20 protein-coding genes are annotated in these 23,043 nt (G+C 33.7%); 14 read left to right on the top strand and 6 right to left on the bottom strand.

The genetic code is table 11. The features are described from left to right. Positions 1 to 62 precede the first annotated feature (62 nt). The 12 genes from HMPREF3239_RS03035 to HMPREF3239_RS02980 all read left to right on the top strand — a co-directional run bounded on the left by HMPREF3239_RS03035 (position 63) and on the right by HMPREF3239_RS02980 (position 15,086). Positions 63 to 779 (top strand): sirohydrochlorin chelatase, encoded by a 717-nt coding sequence (locus tag HMPREF3239_RS03035; protein ID WP_053028704.1) that lies wholly within the window; start codon positions 63 to 65, stop codon positions 777 to 779. A 248-nt stretch (positions 780 to 1,027) separates the two neighbouring features. Beyond that, positions 1,028 to 3,439: a nitrite reductase large subunit NirB gene (nirB, locus tag HMPREF3239_RS03030; RefSeq protein WP_070854664.1), complete on the top strand. Its 2,412-nt coding sequence runs from the start codon at positions 1,028 to 1,030 to the stop codon at positions 3,437 to 3,439. A 3-nt stretch (positions 3,440 to 3,442) separates the two neighbouring features. Continuing rightward, positions 3,443 to 3,757 (top strand): nitrite reductase small subunit NirD, encoded by a 315-nt coding sequence (gene nirD, locus HMPREF3239_RS03025; RefSeq protein ID WP_011274977.1) that lies wholly within the window; start codon positions 3,443 to 3,445, stop codon positions 3,755 to 3,757. Beyond that, positions 3,748 to 4,692 carry a uroporphyrinogen-III C-methyltransferase gene (gene cobA, locus HMPREF3239_RS03020; RefSeq protein ID WP_070854663.1) on the top strand — a complete coding sequence of 315 codons (945 nt, stop codon included), beginning with the start codon at positions 3,748 to 3,750 and terminating at the stop codon, positions 4,690 to 4,692. Before nirD ends, cobA begins: the two co-directional genes overlap by 10 nt. 206 nt (positions 4,693 to 4,898) lie before the next feature. Continuing rightward, positions 4,899 to 8,582: a nitrate reductase subunit alpha gene (locus HMPREF3239_RS03015; protein WP_070854662.1), complete on the top strand. Its 3,684-nt coding sequence runs from the start codon at positions 4,899 to 4,901 to the stop codon at positions 8,580 to 8,582. Next, complete coding sequence (narH, locus tag HMPREF3239_RS03010) at positions 8,572 to 10,125, top strand: nitrate reductase subunit beta (protein WP_070854661.1); 1,554 nt, start codon at positions 8,572 to 8,574, stop codon at positions 10,123 to 10,125. The genes HMPREF3239_RS03015 and narH overlap by 11 nt, the downstream gene beginning before the upstream one ends. Then, entirely contained in the window at positions 10,118 to 10,693 is a 576-nt protein-coding gene (gene narJ / locus HMPREF3239_RS03005) for a nitrate reductase molybdenum cofactor assembly chaperone (RefSeq protein ID WP_070854660.1), read from the top strand. The genes narH and narJ overlap by 8 nt, the downstream gene beginning before the upstream one ends. After that, positions 10,686 to 11,369 carry a respiratory nitrate reductase subunit gamma gene (gene narI / locus HMPREF3239_RS03000; RefSeq protein ID WP_070854659.1) on the top strand — a complete coding sequence of 228 codons (684 nt, stop codon included), beginning with the start codon at positions 10,686 to 10,688 and terminating at the stop codon, positions 11,367 to 11,369. Before narJ ends, narI begins: the two co-directional genes overlap by 8 nt. A gap of 23 nt (positions 11,370 to 11,392) precedes the next feature. Beyond that, positions 11,393 to 11,842 (top strand): nitrate respiration regulation accessory nitrate sensor NreA, encoded by a 450-nt coding sequence (nreA, locus tag HMPREF3239_RS02995; protein WP_053029050.1) that lies wholly within the window; start codon positions 11,393 to 11,395, stop codon positions 11,840 to 11,842. A gap of 9 nt (positions 11,843 to 11,851) precedes the next feature. After that, on the top strand, positions 11,852 to 12,886 hold the full coding sequence (nreB, locus tag HMPREF3239_RS02990) for a nitrate respiration regulation sensor histidine kinase NreB (protein WP_053028697.1): 1,035 nt from the start codon (positions 11,852 to 11,854) through the stop codon (positions 12,884 to 12,886). A gap of 21 nt (positions 12,887 to 12,907) precedes the next feature. Further along, entirely contained in the window at positions 12,908 to 13,561 is a 654-nt protein-coding gene (gene nreC / locus HMPREF3239_RS02985) for a nitrate respiration regulation response regulator NreC (RefSeq protein WP_011274985.1), read from the top strand. 367 nt (positions 13,562 to 13,928) lie between these two features. Then, positions 13,929 to 15,086, top strand: coding sequence for a nitrate/nitrite transporter (locus HMPREF3239_RS02980; protein WP_070854658.1), 1,158 nt, complete (start codon positions 13,929 to 13,931; stop codon positions 15,084 to 15,086). Positions 15,087 to 15,154: 68 nt separating this feature from the next. Here the strand turns inward: HMPREF3239_RS02980 and HMPREF3239_RS02975 are convergent, their stop codons facing one another. Both HMPREF3239_RS02975 and HMPREF3239_RS02970 read right to left on the bottom strand, forming a co-directional pair. Continuing rightward, a complete protein-coding gene (locus HMPREF3239_RS02975; RefSeq protein ID WP_053028695.1) occupies positions 15,155 to 15,571 on the bottom strand; it encodes an Hsp20/alpha crystallin family protein in 417 nt (138 codons plus the stop codon). Between the two features lie 223 nt (positions 15,572 to 15,794). Further along, a complete protein-coding gene (locus HMPREF3239_RS02970) occupies positions 15,795 to 16,238 on the bottom strand; it encodes a MarR family winged helix-turn-helix transcriptional regulator (protein ID WP_070854657.1) in 444 nt (147 codons plus the stop codon). Positions 16,239 to 16,519: 281 nt separating this feature from the next. Here HMPREF3239_RS02970 and HMPREF3239_RS02965 point away from each other — a divergent pair, with 281 nt between their 5' ends. Together HMPREF3239_RS02965 and HMPREF3239_RS02960 are read left to right on the top strand one after the other, a co-directional pair. Continuing rightward, on the top strand, positions 16,520 to 16,879 hold the full coding sequence (locus HMPREF3239_RS02965) for a DUF3139 domain-containing protein (protein ID WP_053028693.1): 360 nt from the start codon (positions 16,520 to 16,522) through the stop codon (positions 16,877 to 16,879). A gap of 162 nt (positions 16,880 to 17,041) precedes the next feature. Next, complete coding sequence (locus HMPREF3239_RS02960) at positions 17,042 to 18,319, top strand: cation:dicarboxylate symporter family transporter (protein WP_053028692.1); 1,278 nt, start codon at positions 17,042 to 17,044, stop codon at positions 18,317 to 18,319. Positions 18,320 to 18,469: 150 nt separating this feature from the next. On the opposite strand, the gene HMPREF3239_RS02955 is transcribed toward HMPREF3239_RS02960, so the two are convergent. The 4 genes from HMPREF3239_RS02955 to HMPREF3239_RS02940 form a co-directional block, all read right to left on the bottom strand. Next, positions 18,470 to 18,823, bottom strand: coding sequence for a DUF4889 domain-containing protein (locus HMPREF3239_RS02955; RefSeq protein WP_053028691.1), 354 nt, complete (start codon positions 18,821 to 18,823; stop codon positions 18,470 to 18,472). A 211-nt stretch (positions 18,824 to 19,034) separates the two neighbouring features. Further along, entirely contained in the window at positions 19,035 to 19,463 is a 429-nt protein-coding gene (locus tag HMPREF3239_RS02950) for a pyridoxamine 5'-phosphate oxidase family protein (protein WP_156304915.1), read from the bottom strand. 61 nt (positions 19,464 to 19,524) lie between these two features. After that, positions 19,525 to 21,630, bottom strand: coding sequence for an AraC family transcriptional regulator Rsp (gene rsp, locus HMPREF3239_RS02945; protein ID WP_070854656.1), 2,106 nt, complete (start codon positions 21,628 to 21,630; stop codon positions 19,525 to 19,527). Between the two features lie 1,010 nt (positions 21,631 to 22,640). Then, positions 22,641 to 23,018: a YbgA family protein gene (locus tag HMPREF3239_RS02940; protein WP_070854655.1), complete on the bottom strand. Its 378-nt coding sequence runs from the start codon at positions 23,016 to 23,018 to the stop codon at positions 22,641 to 22,643. Between the last annotated feature and the right edge of the window lie 25 nt (positions 23,019 to 23,043).

Raw genomic sequence — 23,043 nt, 5'->3', positions numbered from 1 at the left:
TAAAGTTTAATGACGCATTCAATGAATTGTGATTGCACATGGATTAAAGGGGGATGACAGGATTGGTAGCTAATATTTTAGTTGCACATGGTATGAGAAAAGGTGACCAAAATCAAGCGTTAGAAGCATTTTTAGAGTCGCTCTTAAGAGATGAAACCTATCAATATGAACTCGCATTTATAGAGAGTGAAGAGAAAAGTATTGAGAATACAATAGGGCGTTTAATTCAAGCGGGAGAAACACATTTTAAAGTGGTGCCGTTATTAATTTTTTCAGCCATGCATTATATTGTAGATGTGCCGAATATACTTGCGCACATTAAACAAACACATCCACAAATACATTACGAAATTAGTGAACCACTTGGCACACACGATTTAATGGTCGATTTAGTTGAAAGACGAATTCGAGACGTTAATGTGGATGCTTCGGTAAATCATGCTATTGTTCTTATTGCACATGGTAGTTTTTCATATACGCAAGCGCATGATGAGTTGAAATCCTTTGGTAAGAAGCTAAAGCAAGACGTACCTGTCTTTTGTCGAACATTATACGGTGATATTACCTTTAGAAACGATTTAGACCAATTAGCTAAGCAGTATGAAACATTAATTGTTGTACCTATGTTTCTATATGATGGACGCCTTGTTAATAAAGTGAAACGCCTGATTTCAGAAATGGATATTCAAGGTACACTGCATATGACGCCATCTATCAACTTTGATAACATTTTAAAATTAATTATTAGTGATCGTTTAGAGCAATTAGATAATAAATAAACTCAGATTATAAGGAGTAGGACGCCATTCGTATTGAATGCATTGTCCTACTCCTATTATTTTATGTGCAAATAGCGTATTAGGGAATTCCCCGATTTTACTAATATTTGTGAATTTAATCACATTTTTAAGGAGATTTGTTATAGAATAACAGTGAAGAAACAAATGTATAAATTCAAACATTTAATAATAACAAATATTGCAAATGGCAAATAAGTAAATTTTAAGTGATAAAAGGGGCATATTTTATGACTAAACAAAAATTAGTAATGATTGGAAACGGCATGGCAGGTTTAAGAACGATCGAAGAAATTCTTGAACGTTCTGATTCACAATTTGATATCACGATTATTGGTAAAGAACCTTACCCAAATTATAACAGAATTATGTTATCAAATATATTACAAAAGAAAATGACTGTTGAAGAAACAATTATGAATCCATATGAATGGTATGAAGAAAATAACATCGAGTTAATCGTTAATGACCCAGTGGAAACAGTTGATCGTTCCGCTCAAACGGTAACAACTTCTAAAGGTATTGAAGTTAAATACGATATCTGTATTTTTGCAACTGGTTCAAGTGCATTTGTATTACCTATACCTGGTTCAGATTTACCAAGTGTAATTGGTTGGAGAACAATCGAAGATACTGAACGTATGATTGACATCGCTAAAACGAAAAAAAGAGCAGTCGTCATTGGTGGTGGATTGTTAGGACTTGAATGTGCAAGAGGTCTTATGGACCAAGGCATGGAAGTTACTGTATTACACTTAGCAGAATGGCTAATGGAAATGCAGCTAGACCGTAAAGCTAGTGGTATGCTTAAAGCAGATTTAGAACGTCAAGGTATGAATATCGAGTTACAAGCAAACTCTAAAGAAATTATAGGTAAAGATGATGTTGAAGCGATTAGATTAGCAGACGGAAGAGTGATTGAGACGGATTTAGTCGTTATGGCAGTAGGTATCCGTCCATTTACGCAAGTCGCTCGAGACGCTGGCTTAGAAGTAAATAGAGGTATTGTCGTTAACGACTATTTACAAACATCAGATCCAAATATTTATGCTGTCGGTGAATGTTCAGAACATAATGGTAAAGTATATGGTTTAGTCGCACCACTTTATGAACAAGGTAAAGTGTTAGCCGACTATTTAACTGGTAAAGAAACAGAAGGCTATAAAGGGTCTACAACATTCACTTCATTAAAAGTATCTGGATGTGATTTATACAGCGCAGGACAAATTGTTGAAAATGATAATGTCCATGGGATTGAAATTTTCAATAGTGTAGATAACATTTATAAAAAAGTGTACTTAAGTGAAGGTCAAGTTGTCGGAGCAGTGTTGTACGGTGATACGGATGATGGTTCAAGATTTTATAACATGATGAAAAAACATGAATCTTTAGAAGACTATACATTGGTTTCATTATTATACAAAGGTGGCGAAGAAGCGGTAACATCAATCGCTGACATGCCAGACGATGAAACGATTTGTGGTTGTAATGGTGTCGACAAAGGTACGATTGTGAATGCAATTACTACGAAAGGTTTAACATCTGTTGACGAAGTTACAAAAGCAACTAAAGCAGGTAACTCTTGTGGTAAATGTAAAGGTCAAATTGGCGAGTTATTACAATGCACATTAGGTGATGACTTTGTAGCAGCAAAACCAACTGGTATTTGTGCATGTACAGACTTAACACGCGACCAAATTGTAACGCAAATCAAAGCTAAAGGACTTAAAACTTCTAAAGAAGTGCGTCATGTTCTCGATTTCAAAGATAAAAATGGTTGCCCTAAATGTCGACCAGCAATTAACTACTATTTAAATATGGTATATCCACATGATCACCAAGATGAAAAAGAATCACGATTCGCAAATGAACGTTACCATGCTAATATTCAAAATGATGGTACATTCTCTGTTATTCCACAAATGCGTGGTGGCGTAACAGATGCTGATCAATTGATTCGATTAGGCGAAGTTGCTAAAAAATACAACGTACCTTTAGTTAAAGTAACAGGTTCACAACGTGTTGGTTTATACGGATTGAAAAAAGAAGAATTACCTCAAGTTTGGAAAGATTTAGGTATGCGTTCAGCATCAGCTTATGGTAAGAAAACACGTTCTGTTAAAAGTTGTGTCGGTAAAGAATTCTGTCGATTTGGTACACAATATACTACACGCTTAGGTATTCGTTTAGAAAAAACATTTGAATATATCGACACACCACATAAATTTAAAATGGGTGTATCTGGTTGCCCACGTAGTTGTGTTGAATCTGGTGTTAAGGATTTCGGTGTTATCTCTGTAGAAAATGGATATCAAATTTATATTGGCGGTAACGGTGGTACAGACGTTACTGTAGGTAAATTATTAATTACTGTTGAAACTGAAGATGATGTTATCCAATTATGTGGTGCATTAATGCAATATTATCGTGAAACAGGTATTTACGCAGAAAGAACTGCACCTTGGTTAAATCGTTTAGGCTTTGAAAACGTCAAAGAAGTGTTATTAGATCCTGAACGTCAAAAAGAATTATTCGATAGAATTATGGATGCTAAAAAAGCGATTGATGGACATGGCGAACCTTGGGAAGCAATCGTTGAAGATAAAGAAGCTCAAAAAATCTTTGAAGTTGAGAGGGTGTAAACGATGAAATCTATGGAAAAAGTTAAAGTAACGACATTAGAAGAATTAACACCATTAATTGGTAAAAAAGTAATTGTTGATGGTAAAGAAATTGGCATTTTCTTAACTGAAAGTGGAGACATTCATGCAATTAATAATATTTGTCCTCATAAACAAGGGCCTTTATCAGAAGGAACAGTGAGTGGTGACTATGTTTATTGCCCATTACATGATCAAAAAGTTGATTTAAGAAGTGGGGAAGTCCAAGAACCAGATACGGGATGTGTTGAAACATATCAAGTGGAAGTTATTGATGGAGACGTTTATGTATGTCTATAAATGAGAAGGCAAAGGTATATTTGATTGGTGCGGGTCCTGGTAACCCCAACCTTTTAACTAAAAAAGCAGAGCGATGCATTAAGAAAGCAGACGTTATTCTGTATGATCGTTTAGTTAATCCGCTTATTCTACAATATGCACCAGCTGACGCTGAAATCATTGATGTCGGTAAAAAACCTTATGCGAAACATATACAGCAAGATGAAATCAATTTGAAAATCGTTGAGGCTGCAAAACAATATCAAACGGTGATACGTCTTAAAGGTGGCGATCCAGCGATATTTGGTCGTGTTACTGAAGAAGTGAATACTTTAAAAGACTATGGCATTGACTACGAAATTGTTCCTGGTGTCACTTCAGCAAGTGCAGCTGTTGCAACAATGGATTTAGGTTTGACATTACGATCAGTAGCACCAAGTGTTACGTTCTCGACAGGCCATTTCAAAGATTCAATCAATCAAGAAACGGATATTCGTAATCTCATTAATGGTGGTACGTTAGCTATCTACATGGGAATTAAGCGATTAGGTCATATTATCAAACAAATTACTGCGTATACAACTGAAGATTATTCGATTGCAATTGTCTTTAATGCAACGTGTTATAACCAACGTGTTATCATTGGTAAATTAAGTACAATTGAACATCAATTACAACAACATGAACTTGAAGGTGAACCAGGTATCTGTATATTAGGCGCGATTGTTGATCATATCGATAAAGCACACGTCGTGTCACAAGAACATGAACGCAATGTTGATGATACATTATATGTGATAAAAGGTTCTAAAGAAGATGCTTTATTAAAAGCAGAAGAAATGTCAGAAACAGGTTATCGCTGTTTAATAGACGTTGATGAAAGTTGCCATCCAACACAACAACATTTACATCAACAAATTATCAATGACCATAAAATTAAATATATTAATTGTTAAGTCATCCTTGCAGGCGTGGTACTACAAATTCTTAGAGGGTTAAGTACCACTGCCTGCTTTTTTATTTTTTAGGGATTCCCCCATTGAAATTAGGACATTCCCTAATTCCTATCATATGTGAAAAATTGTACAATCATTATAAATTCAAAAGTAAAACAGCAAATCGGAATAAGTTAATACCTTTAACGGTAGGAGGATTCATATAGATGGGAAAATTTGGATTAAACTTTTTCAAACCAACTGAAAAATTTAATGGAAACTGGTCAGTTCTTGAGAGCAAAAGTAGAGAATGGGAAAAAATGTACCGTGAAAGATGGAGTCACGATAAAGTAGTTCGAACAACACATGGTGTTAACTGTACAGGATCATGTTCATGGAAAGTATTCGTAAAAAATGGTGTGATCACATGGGAGAACCAACAAATTGATTACCCAAGTTGTGGTCCTGATATGCCAGAATTTGAACCGCGTGGTTGTCCTCGTGGTGCATCATTTTCTTGGTATGAATATAGTCCACTTCGTGTGAAATATCCATACATTAGAGGGAAATTATTAGATTTATGGAATACGGCTTTAGAAGAAAATAATGGTAACCGCATTGCTGCTTGGGCTTCAATCGTTGAAGATGAAGAGAAAGCGAAAATGTATAAACAAGCACGTGGTAAAGGTGGCCATGTTCGTGCTAACTGGAAAGATGTAACAGACATCATCGCTGCACAAATTTTGTATACCATTAAAAAGGATGGTCCAGACCGAATTGCTGGATTCACACCTATTCCAGCGATGTCAATGATTAGTTACGCAGCAGGTGCGAGATTTATTAATTTACTTGGTGGAGAAATGCTAAGCTTCTATGATTGGTATGCCGATCTACCACCTGCGTCACCTCAAATTTGGGGTGAACAAACAGACGTACCTGAATCAAGTGACTGGTACAATGCTGCTTATATTATTATGTGGGGCTCAAATGTACCACTTACACGTACACCGGATGCACACTTTATGACAGAAGTAAGATACAAAGGAACTAAAGTGGTTTCTGTAGCACCAGACTACGCAGAAAATGTTAAATTTGCAGATAACTGGTTAGCACCTAATCCAGGTACAGATGCAGCGGTAGCACAAGCGATGACACACGTTATCTTACAAGAATATTATCAAGATAATCCGAGTGATATGTTCATTAATTATTCTAAACAATATTCAGATATGCCTTTCGTCATTATGTTAGATGAAGACGACAATGGTTATAAAGCAGGGCGATTTTTACGTGCAAGTGATTTAGGTATGGATAGTGAAAATAGTGAATGGAAACCGGTCATTCACGATATCAATAGTCGTCAATTTGTAGTACCTAATGGCACAATGGGTCAACGCTGGGAAGAAGGCAAGAAGTGGAACTTAAAATTAGAAAATGAAGATGGTTCTAAGATTGATCCAGCAATGTCTATGGCGGAAGACACATATGAAATCAAAACGATTCAATTCCCTTACTTTGATAGTCAAGGTGATGGCATCTTTGAAAGACCGATTGCAGCTAGAAAAGTCACATTAGCTAACGGCAAAGAAGTGTATGTTGCGACGGTATATGACTTGATGACAAGTCAATATGGTATTAAACGATTTAATCATGAATTAGAAGCAGCATCTTATGATGATGCAGAATCAAAATATACACCAGCATGGCAGCAACGTGTAACAGGTATTAAACCAGAATTAGTGACACAAGTAGCAAGAGAGTTTGCGCAAAATGCTATTGATACAGAAGGGCGCTCAATGATTATCATGGGTGCGGGTATTAACCACTGGTTCAACTCAGATACGATTTATCGCGCGATTTTAAATCTAGTTCTATTATGTGGCTGTCAAGGTGTGAACGGTGGTGGCTGGGCACACTACGTTGGACAAGAAAAATGTCGACCAATTGAAGGATGGAATACTGTAGCCTTTGCTAAAGACTGGCAAGGACCACCACGTTTACAAAATGGTACAAGTTGGTTCTATTTTGCAACGGACCAATGGAAATACGAAGAATCTAATGTTGATAAATTGAAATCACCACTCGCAAATAATATTAAACATCAACATCCAGCTGATTATAATGTTACGGCAGCGAGATTAGGTTGGTTACCATCTTACCCTCAATTTAATAAAAATAGTCTATTATTCGGGGAAGAAGCCAAAGATGAGGGTGATGATTCAAATGAAGCTATTTTAAATAAAGCGATAGAATCTGTGAAAAATAAAGAAACGCAATTTGCGATCGAAGATCCAGATTTAAGAAAGAACCATCCAAAAACATTATTTGTTTGGCGTTCAAATTTAATTTCAAGTTCTGCTAAAGGACAAGAATACTTTATGAAACATTTATTAGGTACACGTTCAGGATTAATGGCTGAACCTAATGAAGAAGATAAACCAGAAGAAATTAAATGGCGTGAAGATACAGAAGGTAAATTAGATTTACTAGTATCGTTGGATTTCAGAATGACTGCGACACCATTGTACTCAGATATCGTCTTACCAGCAGCAACATGGTATGAAAAACATGACTTATCATCAACAGACATGCATCCATTCATTCATCCATTTAATCCAGCTATTGATCCATTATGGGAATCACGTTCAGACTGGGATATTTATAAAACATTAAGTAAAGCTGTTTCTGAAATGGCAAAAGATTATTTACCAGGTACATTTAAAGATGTTGTAACGACACCACTTGGCCATGACTCTAAACAAGAGTTGGGTTCTGAATACGGTATCGTTAAAGACTGGTCTAAAGGTGAAGTTGAAGCTGTTCCAGGTAAAACAATGCCAAACTTCGCAGTTGTAGAAAGAGATTACACTAAAATTTACGATAAATATGTAACTTTAGGTCCACTACTTGAAAAAGGAAAAGTTGGTGCACACGGCGTAAGCTTTAGTGTTAAAGACGAATATGAAGAACTTAAAAGTATGGTAGGTACTTGGAATGATGAAGATGCTGAATCAGTTAGAACGAATCGTCCACGTATCGATACAGCTAGAAAAGTAGCAGATGCCATCTTGAATATATCTTCAGCGACAAATGGCAAATTATCACAAAAATCATATGAAGATTTAGAAAATCAAACAGGTATGGAATTGAAAGATATTTCAAAAGAACGTGCATCAGAAAAGATTTCATTCTTAAATATTACGTCACAACCACGTGAAGTAATACCAACAGCTGTGTTCCCTGGTTCAAATAAAAATGGACGTAGATATTCACCATTTACAACCAATATAGAACGTCTTGTACCATTTAGAACACTCACAGGTAGACAAAGTTATTATATCGATCACGAAGTGTTCCAACAATTTGGTGAAAGCTTACCAGTATACAAACCAACGTTACCACCAATGGTATTTGGTACGAGAGATAAGCAAGTTAAAGGTGGACAAGATGCATTAGTATTACGTTATTTAACACCTCATGGTAAATGGAATATTCACTCAACATATCAAGATAATGAACGTATGTTGACATTATTTAGAGGTGGCCCAGTCGTTTGGCTATCTAATGAAGATGCTGAAGAGCATGGCATTAACGATAATGATTGGTTAGAGGTATACAACAGAAACGGTGTTGTAACTGCAAGAGCTGTCACATCACACCGTATGCCAAGAGGCACAATGTTCATGTACCACGCACAAGATAAACATATTGAAACACCAGGGTCAGAAATTACAGATACACGCGGTGGTTCACATAACGCACCAACAAGAATTCACTTAAAACCTACCCAACTTGTAGGTGGATATGCACAAATTAGCTATCACTTTAACTATTATGGACCAATTGGAAATCAACGTGACGTATACGTAGCAGTGAGAAAGATGAAGGAGGTAAATTGGCTTGAAGATTAAAGCGCAAATTGCAATGGTGTTAAATTTAGATAAATGCATAGGTTGCCACACTTGCAGCGTAACATGTAAGAACACTTGGACGAACCGTCCAGGTGCGGAATACATGTGGTTCAACAACGTAGAAACAAAACCAGGTGTCGGATATCCGAAACGATGGGAAGACCAAGAACATTATAAAGGTGGTTGGGTCTTAAACAAAAAAGGAAAATTAGAACTTAAATCTGGTAGTCGTTGGACAAAAATGGCGTTAGGTAAAATCTTTTACAACCCAGATATGCCACTAATTAAAGACCATTATGAACCATGGACATATAACTATGAACATTTAACAACTGCTAAAGAAGGTAAACATTCACCAGTGGCTAAAGCACACTCATTAATTTCTGGCGAAAAACTTAATCTCGAGTGGGGACCTAACTGGGAAGATGACTTAGCTGGCGCACATATTACTGGTCCAGAAGATCCAAATATCCAAAAAATCGAAGAAGATATTAAATTCCAATTTGATGAAACGTTCATGATGTATTTACCTCGTCTATGTGAACACTGCTTAAACCCTAGTTGCGTTGCGTCATGTCCTTCAGGTGCCATGTATAAACGTGATGAAGACGGTATCGTTTTAGTTGACCAAGATGCATGTCGTGGTTGGCGCTATTGTATGACAGGCTGTCCTTATAAAAAAGTGTACTTCAACTGGAAAACAAATAAAGCAGAAAAATGTACATTCTGTTTCCCAAGAATTGAAGCGGGATTACCAACTGTTTGTTCTGAAACATGTACAGGTAGAATGAGATATTTAGGTGTCTTATTATATGATGCTGATAGAGTTCATGAAGCAGCTTCAGCTGAAAATGAACAAGATTTATATGAAAAACAATTAGACATTTTCTTAAATCCATTCGATGAAGCTGTGATTGAACAAGCTGAAAAAGATGGTATTAGCTATGAATGGATTGAAGCAGCACAAAACTCACCAGTCTATAAATTAGCAATCGAATATAAATTAGCATTTCCTTTACACCCAGAATTTAGAACAATGCCTATGGTTTGGTATTGCCCACCATTGAGCCCAATCATGAGCTATTTCGAAGGAAAAAATGCTGGTCAAAATCCAGATATGATTTTCCCAGCAATTGAAGAAATGCGTTTACCAATCGAATACTTAGCAAATCTATTTACCGCTGGTGATGTTCAACCTGTTAAGGAATCACTACAAAAGATGGCAATGATGAGAAGCTACATGCGTTCACAAGTTACAGGTAAAGAATTTGATACATCGAAATTAGAAAGACTTGGATTATCTGAAATTCAAACTAAAGATATGTATCGATTATTAGGTTTAGCGAAATATGAAGACCGCTTTGTTGTACCAACATCTCATAAAGAAACTTATTTAGATACGTATCATGCACAAGGTAGTCAAGGATACGGTGGCGAGTACTTTGGTGATAATTGTGAAGGCTGTGGTGTTCCCGTAGGTTCAGGAAAAACAGGACAAGAAATTTATAATGAGAATTTCTATGGAGGTATTTTCCGTGATTAATTTACAACAATTTCATTATTATCAAGAAAGCTTTGGCTATATTGCACAGCAACTTATTTTTCCTGAGAAACTTACGTTTCATCCAAAAACATTTGAAGAAACGATTGAGCCATCACATCCTGGTTACGATGATTTAGTAAAATATAGAGAAATCATGCATCAATTCACACTATCAGAAATTAAAGCGATTTATACAGATACATTTGATTTCAATAAAAAATCACCACTCTATATGACTTATAACAAATTTGATACGCAAAAAGAGCGCGGACAAATGTTAGCCAAACTTAAAGTGTTATATGAAATGTTTGGTTTGAAAATGGTAGATAATGAGTTATCTGATTATCTACCGTTGATGTTGCAGTTCTTGCATGTAGCAACATGGCAAAACGATCCACGTGCTGAAGGAAATATTGAATTGGTTATTATGATTATTGAAGATGGTACGTATGAAATGGCCAATCAATTAGCGCAAGACAACAATCCTTATGCTTACGTGATACGTGCGTTAAGAAATACATTGAAAGCTTGCTTAGAAATTCCAAATGAGGTGACATCTCATGCTTAATCAATTTTTATGGATTATCTTTCCTTATTTGTGTGTAGCCATCTTTATTGTTGGCCACATTGCACGTTATAAATATGATCAGTTCTCATGGACTGCGAAATCTAGTGAATTCTTAGAAAAGAAACAATTAAAATGGGGTAGCTTATTATTCCATTTAGGTATCATTCCAGTATTTTTTGGTCACGTTGTAGGACTTGCGATACCAGCCAAATGGATTGATGGCCTAGGGGTTAGTGAAGAAATGTATCATTTTGGTGCTGTATACATTGGTAGTATCTTTGGTATAATGACGTTTATTGGTATGTTACTCTTAACAGCACGACGTATTACAATTAAAAATGTTAGAAAGCTAAGTTCAGCATCTGATATTTTTGTCAATTTTTTATTAATATTAATTATTTTCATGGGTTGTTATTCAACATTAGTTACGAATGCGGTGGTAAGTGACTTTGATTATCGTCAAACGATATCTATCTGGTTTAGACACTTATTTACTTTCTCACCTGATGCAAGCTTAATGACAGATGTGCCATTATCATTTAAAATTCACATCTTACTAGGATTTACAATTTTAGCTTGCTGGCCATTCACACGTTTAGTACATGTATGGAGTGTGCCACTATCGTATACTAATCGCAGATATATTGTTTATCGTAAACATAAAACACGTTCATGAGTATGAGAGGAGATTCAAATGTGATTACGACCACTCCAGTTTTTAAGAAACAGGATTTCCAACAACAATTGAATGATCTAAGGGTTAACGAAGGCTACGATTTTGCAGGTGTAGCATTATATGAACACCATAATAGTTCAGCGCCTATTAAATGGCATTATGTCTCAGGCAATACGAATCAACGTTATAAAATGATTATCTTACGTAAAGGCCGTGGCTTAGCGGGTATGGTTATGAAGACTGGTAAACGAATGATTATTGACGACGTTGCTTCAAGTTTATCACCTGAAGATAAGATTAAATATCCTATTTTAATTGCTGAAGACTTGACAGCAATGGTTGCGATTCCATTATGTTACAATAATCAAGTATATGGCGTCTTACTCTTAGGTCAAAGAGATGGTAAGGCGTTACCTGATTATGAAACGTTGGATATTCATGGTAAGCTATGGACATTTTCAGAAGAAATGTAGGTGATCCTAATGTTGGATGTTTATAATCTCGATTTAGAGAACTTACTAAAAAAATATTATGAAAAAACGAACGAAAAAATCGTCTTTGTGAATAAAGATGGTAAAGTTATTGCCATGAATGATGCTGCTGAAGAAATCATTTCAAAGGACAATAACTACAGTGCTATGACGAATGCAATATGTAATCGTTGTGAAGGTTACTCTAATGAATTTGCATTACAAAGTTGTATTAATTGTTATTTAGATACAACAAAGCCGAATGATATGAACTTCCAAGTGTTCATGAAGACTGTGGATAATAAGATTCAACCTTTTACAGCGTCTTATCAATGTATTGATGAAGAGGCTCAAATCTATGCCTTTACATTACAAGACATATCACCACAAATTCAGCGTCAAGAAAAAATGTATCAACGTCAAATGTTACGTAAAACGATTGCCGCACAGGAGAACGAAAGAAAACGTATTTCTAGAGAACTACATGACAGTGTTGTTCAAGAAATGTTAAATGTAGATGTTGAGTTGAGGTTGTTAAAATATCAACAAGATATGTCACAACTGATTGAGAAATCTGAGCACATTGAAGTTTTAATGTCTAATTTAATTAATGACATTCGAAACATGTCAGTTGAACTAAGACCTTCATCACTCGATGATTTAGGATTGGAAGCGGCTTTTAAATCGTATTTCAAGCAATTAGAACAAAATTATGGATTTAACGTTGTGTATCAATCAAATATTCAAAATCAACGTTTCGATAGTGAAATTGAAACCGTCGTTTATCGAGTAGTTCAAGAGGCAATATTTAATGCATTGAAGTATGCTGGCGTATATGAAGTAGATGTGTCTGTCCAACAAACGCCAGAGGGTCTTATCGCAGAAGTGATTGATAGAGGTAATGGTTTTGATCCTAATTTGAAACCACAAGGCACTGGGTTAGGATTATATGGTATGAACGAAAGAGCAGAACTTGTCAAAGGGTCAGTGAACATTGAAACGCACATTGGCAAGGGGACAATTATAACGTTAGAAGTACCAGTTTAAAGTAAGTTAGGGGAATATAAAGTGAAGATTGTAATCGCAGACGATCACGCAGTCGTTAGAACAGGATTTTCAATGATATTAAACTTTCAAGAAGATATGGAAGTTGTTGCAACCGCTGCTGATGGGGGAGAGGCTTATCAGAAAGTGATGGAACATAAACCAGATGTCTTAATTATGGATTTAAGTATGCCACCTGGTGAATCTGGTTTAATAGCGACAAGTAAGATATCAGAAAGCTTTCCAGAAACTAAAATCTTAATATTAACGATGTATGATGATGAAGAATATCTGTTCCACGTTCTTCGTAATGGCGCTAAAGGCTATATTTTAAAAAATGCACCTGACGAACAGTTATTGTTAGCAGTTCGCACAGTTTATAAAGGTGAAACCTATGTAGATATGAAGTTGACGACATCGTTAGTTAATGAATTTGTGAATCATAAGCATTCAGATGACGTATCTACGAATGATCCTTTTAAAATTTTATCTAAAAGAGAACTAGAAATCTTACCGCTCATTGCTAAGGGGTATGGCAATAAAGATATTGCCGAAAAGTTGTTTGTGTCGGTTAAAACGGTCGAAGCACATAAGACACATATTATGACGAAACTGGATTTAAAATCTAAGCCCGAGTTAGTTGAATATGCATTGAAAAAGAAATTGTTGGATTTTTAATTACATTTACATCTCTAAAAACGAATGTGTTATAGGTAAAAACATCATTTAAGCTACATAGCAAATGCGCAGTAGCTAACTGAATTGAGACGGTTCTTAAATTAAGCTGTTCTCAAATCTAATCATCCTTAAGAGGCTAGGAAGTCGAATTCGAGAAGAATTCCATCCTGGCCTCTTTATTTATGTTTATTTTGGGATAGAAAATATAGGGGGATTCCCCGGCAGTATAAGGGAATGTCCTTATGTTCATTTTTTCACAAATCTACTAAAATTTAAATGTAATCAGTAATGTGATTGAAATATAAATTTTTGACCTCTTTTATATAACAATTACTGATAAAGAAAATGAAATGATGAAGGTGAAAAAATGTATAAGACAAAAGGTGGCTTTCAACTTACATTACAAACGTTAAGTCTTGTAGTAGGATTCATGGCGTGGAGTATCATTTCTCCATTAATGCCGTATATCTCACAAGATATTAAAGTTAATCCTGGTCAGTTATCAATTATACTGGCAATTCCGGTTATATTAGGTTCAATACTACGCGTACCATTTGGCTATTTAACGAATGTTATCGGCGCAAAATGGGTATTCTTCTGTAGTTTTGTCGTTCTATTATTCCCAATATTCTTTTTAGGACAAGCACAAACACCAGGCATGTTAATGCTATCAGGATTCTTTTTAGGTGTTGGTGGCGCGATTTTCTCAGTTGGTGTAACGTCTGTACCAAAATATTTCTCAAAAGATAAAGTAGGACTTGCGAATGGTATTTACGGTATGGGTAACATTGGTACAGCAGTATCATCATTCTTAGCACCACCGATTGCAGGTATTATTGGTTGGCAAACAACAGTAAGAAGTTATTTGATTATCATTGCTATTTTTGCCGTTTTAATGTTCATTTTTGGTGATAAAAATGAACCAAAAGTGAAAGTACCTTTAGCATCTCAATTTAAAAAATTATCATCAAATTACAAATTATATTATTTAAGTCTATGGTATTTTATTACATTTGGTGCTTTTGTAGCATTTGGATTATTCTTACCTAACTACTTAGTAAATAATTTTGGTATTGATAAAGTAGATGCAGGGATTCGATCAGGTGTATTTATAGCTTTAGCTACATTCTTGAGACCGGTCGGAGGGATTCTTGGAGATAAGTTTAATGCGGTTAAAGTACTAATGATTGACTTTATCGTTATGGTTATAGGTGCCGTTATTTTAGGCATTTCAAGTCATATTGCATTATTTACGATTGGTTGTTTAACAATCAGTATCTGTGCAGGTTTAGGTAATGGTTTAATATTTAAACTCGTGCCTTCATACTTTGCAAATGAATCTGGTGCAGCTAATGGTATTGTTTCAATGATGGGTGGTTTAGGCGGATTCTTCCCACCACTAGTGATTACTTACGTAACAGGATTAACAGGTTCAAGTCATTTAGCGTTTATTCTTTTAGCAATATTTGGTATCTTAGCATTTATTACAATGGGACACTTATATAAAAAAGAATACGCAAAATAAGTTTATACATTCATAAGAGCAATACAAGGCTAATGATAGCTTTGTATTGCTCTTTAATATATCATTGATTATTCTACTGTAATTGTAGTCGACTGATCTTGTGCACTTACTTCTTTAGGTAAAGTAACGACTAAAATGCCATCTTCATAGCTTGCTTTAATTTGTGATTTATCAATATCATTAAATTCGAAATGTCTGACTAGCTCGCCACTTGCACGTTCATTTAATTGGACGCTACCTGTTTGTTCTGATACATGCTTTTGTACTTTAATTGTTAGTGCAGAATGCTCAAATTTAAGTTCAATTTCTGATTTATTAACGCCTGGTAATTCAGCTTCTAATACATACTGGCTTGATTGATTATAAATATTTGTTGGGAAGCTTTTTGATGAAAATTGATTGAATACTTGTTCTCCTAAATCACGAAATACATCTTTTGGGTTATTTTTAAAAATGGATTGATCGAAAAAATCTCTATTATTCATACGATTGTCTCTCCTTTATTTAAGTAAGCATAGTATAGTTGTAAAATGCTACTTTTAAAGTACATTATAGTAACAGAGACGATGAACGTAAAGCGAAAGGTATTATAGAACAGGAGAAGAAGATAGTGGTGTGGAATAAGAAATACATGGCAAAAGTTCTATTATGTATAAAGCCTAGTCATTGCGATAAATAAGTAGTTCATGCTTTTGCTATGATTAAATATTAGTTAGCTGTATAGTCGAAGTTTTTTGAAATAACATGTTTTAAGCTATTAACGAGCTCTTCGTTTTCTTCATGTGTAATATCAAAATCATCAAAGACTTGGTCAGAGATAGCTTCCAACGTTGGTTTAATATTAATACCATTTTCAGTGAGGGTAATTTGAAGATTTCGTTCATCTTCTTTTTCACGCATACGTTGTACATAGCCTTTTTTCTCTAATTTCTTTAAGAGAGGTGTAAGTGTTCCAGAATCTAAAAAGACACGACGTCCAAGTGATTTAATATTTATTTTTTCATCATTTTCGATAGCCATGATGACCATAAAGCTTGTATATGTTAAATCATGCTTTTTTAAATAGTGAGTATATTTTTTTATGACTTCTTTAGAAGTAACATATAATAAAAAACATAATTGATTACTTAAATAACTGTCCTTTACATACATATATTTCCCCCCTTAACTTATTTAAAGATAGTATGAACTAAAAGTATTGTCAAGCCCGTTATCATAGTATTCTATGGACTTTTCAAGTCATTTAAACGTTATTTCAAAGTACATCTACATAAAGGGTGTAAGTGTAGATTTATTTTGAATTAGAGATAAATTGTTAGGCTATTTTGTTACAGAAATATAGAAATACTTTAAAATTTTCTAACTATCATTCATAATAATTTAGATAGTGATTAAATATGTTGAGACTAGGTTGTGTGCAAAGGAGTTTCAAAATGAGTAAAAAACAAAAATGGATTAGAATTTGTATTATTTTAGCTATTTCATTAGTAGTAGCAATCGCTTTCTTTTTTGCAATGAAAACATATCAAGGCCACAGAAACATTAAAACGGTTGATAGTTATTTAGAGCAAAGGAATTTAACTGATAAAATTAAATCAGAGGAGACACTTTATAGTGCCAAAAAGGGTGTTTATTACAAAGAAGTTGTATTTAAAGATGAACCGCATATGACTTATGTCATTCAACCAATTGGTACGCGTAAAGGTATCTTTGCAGAGGGCTTTGATACTGAAACTAAAAAAAGTATTAAAGATGCGAAATATAATGATTTCGATCAAAATTTTAAACCATAGCATTTGATTATAAAGCTGTATTTAGACGTTATGACACTGTCTATGTACAGTTTTTTTGTGCTATTGGATGCGTGTGTGGTAGCGTGAGCTATTAAAAAATTTATATCCCAATTTATAATTATCTGATATAATTAAGCGATGTCAGATGAAGGGGGTTCCAACATGGCTCTGTTCAAGAGAAAAATTAGTTTGCCGATGCAAGTTATCATCGCATTGGTACTAGGTGTAGTTGTAGGTTTATTATTATTTGGACAAGATAACATAGCAAATTATATTAAACCTTTCGGTGACGTTTTCTTAAATTTAATTAAAATGATCATCATCCCAATTGTATTCTGTGCTTTAGCATTATCTATTTCTAACTTAGGGGATTCAAAGAAGATAGGTAGCTATGGATGGAAAGCAATTCTTTACTTTGAAATTATAACGACAATCGCAATTGCTTTAGGACTTGTTATTGGTAATTTATTCAAACCAGGTGCTGGTTTAGATCCAACGAAATTACCTAAAGGCGATATTTCTAAATATCAATCATCTGCATCAGCTGCAGAACAATCTACATATGGCAATCACTTTATTGATACCATTGTAAACATTGTACCAACAAACATATTTGAAGCATTAACTAAAGGTGAATTATTACCAATCATCTTCTTCGCAGTATTCTTTGGTTTAGGATTAGCTGCAATCGGTGAAAAAGCAGATCCTGTAAAAGGTTTCTTAAACGGAACACTTGAAGCAGTTTTCTGGATGATTAATAAAATTTTAAAATTAGCACCAATTGGTGTATTTGCATTTATTTGTACAACAGTAATGACGTTTGGAGCAGCTGCTTTAATTCCGTTATTAAAATTAGTACTTGTAGTTGTGTTCGCAATGGTATTCTTTGTTATCATCGTTCTTGGTATTGTAGCAAGAATGTGCGGTATAAGTATCTTCTCAATTATTAAAATTTTGAAAGATGAATTATTATTAGCCTTCTCTACTTCTAGTTCAGAAGCAGTATTACCAGTTATGATGAAGAAAATGGAAAGATTCGGGGCACCTAAAGATGTCACATCTTTCGTTATTCCAATTGGTTACTCATTTAACCTTGATGGATCAGCGCTATACCAATCTATCGCAGCGTTATTCGTTGCACAAATGTATGGCATCCATTTATCGATTTCAGAGCAAATTATCTTAATGGTAACGTTGATGGTTGCCTCTAAAGGTATGGCTGGGGTACCAGGCGTTTCAATCGTAGTATTATTAACGACATTAGGTGCGATGGGCTTACCAGCACAAGGTCTTGCATTAATTATCGGTGTAGACCGTTTATTAGACATGGTTCGTACATGTGTAAACGTAATAGGTAATGCATTATCAGCTATTGTTATCTCTAAATGGGAAAAGGTTTATGACAAAGAACAAGGTAAAAAGTATTTACAATCAATTTAAAAAAAGAAATCTGACATTTTTTGTACCGAGCGAATGCGTTCGGTACTTTTTTCTACTTGAAAGCATCAATGATTTGTATTGGAGCACAACTATTGCATAAAAAAACTGCCAACGAAGCAATGGGCTTCATTGGCAGTCATCTATGACCATTTACATACCTTTCATATCATGCATTTCATGAATTTTCATCATTAATCCATGTGGTACATCATCATGATCAACTTTAGATACTCTTGAGAATTTATCTGATCCTTTTTCTTTAACTAAAAATACAAAGTCGCCTTTTTTGACATTCGCTTTGCTATCAGAAGGTAATTCGATATTCTTTTCAACTTTTTCAGTTTGTTCATTGACCATTTTATCAATTGTATGGTCATTCTTCATATAGCCATAGTAGGTTTCTTTTTGACCACCCGTCATCATCATGACCACTAAAACAATACATACAATAAGCATGATAGCAATCAGTGCAATACCAATACCTAAACCCTTTTTATTTTTCATGTTATAGACTCCTTTAAAAAGTTCTATCTCTTTTATACAGAAAATAGTATTAAATTGCAATAAAATAATAAACGATATTAAATTGAACACGCAATGAATCATATCAATGACACAAAGATGTTGAATTAATAAAATTGACAAAAAAAGAGCGGAACGGAATTCATTTTGGAATTCATCGTCCCACACTCAAATTCATAATACACTTTCTAAATTACACAGTAATCGTTACAGGCGTATCGACATCGTCATCGTTCATTAATGTTATCGTTTTAGGAACGACTTTAAGTACACATAATTTAGGATCTTCTTTTGAGTCAAAGAAAGTCTTATCTTGTCTTTCCCATAACCAGTCAATCACTTTTTGATCTTCCACGACTTCAATATTAGCTTCTATTTCAACAAAACTATTGTTTGTTGTTTCATTGTAACCTAACAAAATATATGCGCTAGGATTATGTTTAATCTCTTCAACTTTAGTGCTTTCAGTACTTGTTTTCGTATATAAAGTTAATTCGTCATTATAAAAGACCATGTAACGACTGTTTGGTTTATTATTGTAAGCAGTAGACAATACACCAACTTTAGAAGTGTCTAACACTTTTTCAATTGCTTGAATCGCTTGTTGTTGTTCCACAATCATCATCTCCTTAGTTTACATATATCCTAAATAACGTATGTCTAAACTCATATCAGCGTGAATACTATGAAGGTTTAATACAAATATATTTAACTTCGTCATGTTTAAGTGTTACTTGAAATGCTGCATAATCCTTTTCTTGGATTAATAATTCTGTTTTAGGATGGTTGCATTGATCTAGTTGTTGAATGATATCTTTTTCAATATACACATCACGTTTATCTTGAGGAATTAAATGCTGTATTGAGCCGTATTCATTATTAAGTGTATTGACTATGAAGAGTGTATTTTCTTTAAAATCATTTTCAAAAATATAATGCTGTTGACTATCTGATAAATAGCGATCATTAATTTTGTTGAAAAGTATCAAATGATAATCACCATCTTTATAGCACATTAAATAATTGTTGGCGATTTGAAACGACTCATTACTAAATGTAGCGACAAAACGATATAAATGCATGATAGGTAGCAGACTACCATGACTGTTAAATAAGGAAATATACATTGGATCAGTTTCTATTAATTTGTAACACACGCCGCCACCATGTCTCATTAATTGATACAAATGACAAACGATATCTGATAATTGAAGTGACTGTGTACCATTATTGGTGTATTTGAAACATTTCAATGATAAATTACTATAAATAAATTGTGTGGAAGGGATATTCGATCCTTCTATGAAACGTAAATAATTTTCGAAGTGTGTAGATGAATGAGTGAAGCCGCGTTGTTTATCAATTAACACATTTTTGGTATCGATATTTTCAATATCTACAAAATAAAAATCAAAATTCATACGGTGCATAATATCATAGGTTTCTTGTAATGAACCTGTTTGTCTTAATAAACCGTCCACCATCAAACTAAATTTGATAGCGCGGTTTTTATTTTTAAGTTTAAGGTGTGCAAGGTGAATATCATGGACAGACATTGTTTCAGTATCAAATACAAGCATAAATTTCACTAATTTTTTATTCCATTTATAATCTCGGTTATTTTGTAAGAAAATCATAATCAATTGATATATCATCTTAAATTCTTGATTGTTTTTAATTGTCACTGCCAGTCTAATATTTTTTTCGAATAATTTTTCAAAGCAACGATTTAATAAATTTAAATTTGTATGCCGGCCTACCATGTCACTGACATCATTAATTAAGATTGCTGGTCTAGGTAAATAGGATAAATCAATATCAAAGTAATCATTAAATACAAATTGAAAGAGTTCATTGATGTTTTGAAAATCAATAAAAGCAGTAGAAAATTGAGTTTGGTCTTTCGGATTGTAATGGGCCATATTGATTTGTGTTGTTTCTGTCGTTAAGTAATCGGTAAATTCAAATTGTGAAATTAAATTTAAAATTGATTGACTGACTGAACTACGTATTGCGATTGAAGGTAATGGTTCTAATTGATTTAACTTTGTACGAAATTGCTTAGGACTCACATCAAGATGTTTTTTAAATTGGTTAGTGAAATTGGTGTGGCTACTAAAACCTGACAATTCAGAAATGGTTGTAATGGAATGATTCGTTGTCATTAATAAACGGACGGATTGATTAACTTTTAAACTCGTATAATAATCTTTGAAATTGACATTCAACAAGCGTGCAAATAGATTAGAACAATACGATTCTGAAATCAGTGCATGTTGTGCGATATCGATTAGAGATAAATGAGATGTAATGTTGTCATTAATATATAGAACGATGTTAGATAATAATTGATTATCAATGGACATGGTTGGTACATATAATGTTGCATTTCTCACTACAGCTTCCTTATATAATGTGCGGATAATTTTAGACATTGTCTCACTATCTTGTGCTTCATTGTTTGAATAATTAGAAACACATTGCAAAATTTGAGATTTTATAAAATGATTTGACTGTAATAAATGCCGATCAAAATAACAGTTAAAGAAATCGTTATCTTCTATATAGAAATAAGCGATAGGTATCTTTAACTCAATTAAATCATTAGCATGATTGATATTATAGAAATCCCCTTGGTTGACGATGGCAATATGATTATGGATTTCTGTCTTGCTGCCATTGATAGTCATCGTCAATTCATTTGTTAAAGAAAAATATAAAATCACATAATTAATATTACGTAATGGGGCGGTTGATAAATGTTCATGTAATCGAAGGGAATTACTCATATTTGTTGTTCTCCTAGCTTTTTATATTTATGTGCTAAACAATACGACTCAATTGAATTGTGAATAATAAAAGTAATTATAAATTAAAAGTAAGAAAAAATTAATAACTAAAAATAAAAAAATTTCGCTACTATCTTGTGAAAGCGATAAAAATTTTCTCTTAGAAGCAACTTAATTAAAAGATTGAAAATATAGCGTCGCTTATTTGGAAAATTTTAATAGCGTAGAACAACTTAATTTAAGGCATACTATATATAGATTTCGCGATAGCTTTAATTAAATACCATTCTCATTGATTTAGTTAATAATTACGAAATCATATATTTATTAATTCTGTATCAACATCATGACATCACAACATAAAATATTGATACATCAAGATAAGCTTATAATTAAATGATTGAGATTAAAATCTGCCATCACATTCATGTTAATGATGCATATACAATCAACAACTTAAACTTATCACTTCTATATGACGTTAAGACATAACATCATGAAATTTCCATCCTACACAATTGAAGTTTATTATAACTTTATAGGTCATATAGAAGTTTTGCTCATGAACAGCACGATTAAACAACAAGACCGAATACGAGCACGAATAAGTGAAATAACAGTCAGACATCACAACTTAGATTTATACATCATAGAATAAGAAATGTATATGTGTCATTAGCACAGGTATTAGCAGTAGCATGCTAGTGTATATTATTAAGGAGCCTAACTCCCCCCAATTACTAAATCACTAATGCATAAGCAACAGTTTTTATATCTATTTTCCTTAAATATACAGATTTAATTATAAGTGAAACCATCAAGAATAATATTTTTCAGAAAAACAGAATTAATTTTAAAAAAGTTGGGACAACATTTACGTCGTCTCAACTTTTTTTATAGAATTAAGAACACAACAAACGTGTTTTGAACTATAGCCGAATGACACATGATCATGCCTAGTTAACGGTATTGAAATGCTATGTAACGCAAGTCAAGCTCAACATGATTCGCTATGCTTCTATATTAAGAAGCGTACTATTTTGTAAGTAGGACACATGATATTTATCGGCTAAATGTTTTAAAAATATTAACAAATCAGTGCTCTGAATGATGTCTTGATTAAAATCAGCTTTAAGCTTGGCTGCGCGCTCTTTTTCAAGGTCATTTGCTTTATGTTTGAAATATCCCCACATATGATCATAAGCATTTATAATCGTTCCATGTGTTGGTGTTGTGTTAAGTGCGTCATCAATTGCCTGCTGAACGTCTGATAAAGTAGGGGACTGTTTAAGCAGTTCGCGAATAGTATTATAATGTTGTTGACTATGGTATAACACATTATATTTTTCTTCGCGCCATAATTTTTCGATATAGCCACGTTCTTTCATCAAATATCGCCTCGTTTACTAAATG

Origin of the sequence: Staphylococcus sp. HMSC34C02 (genome assembly GCF_001838705.1) — a bacterium.
GTDB lineage: Bacteria > Bacillota > Bacilli > Staphylococcales > Staphylococcaceae > Staphylococcus > Staphylococcus borealis.
The sequence above is the reverse complement of the archived record's forward strand: the minus strand, read 5'-3'. Positions and strand labels throughout refer to the sequence as shown.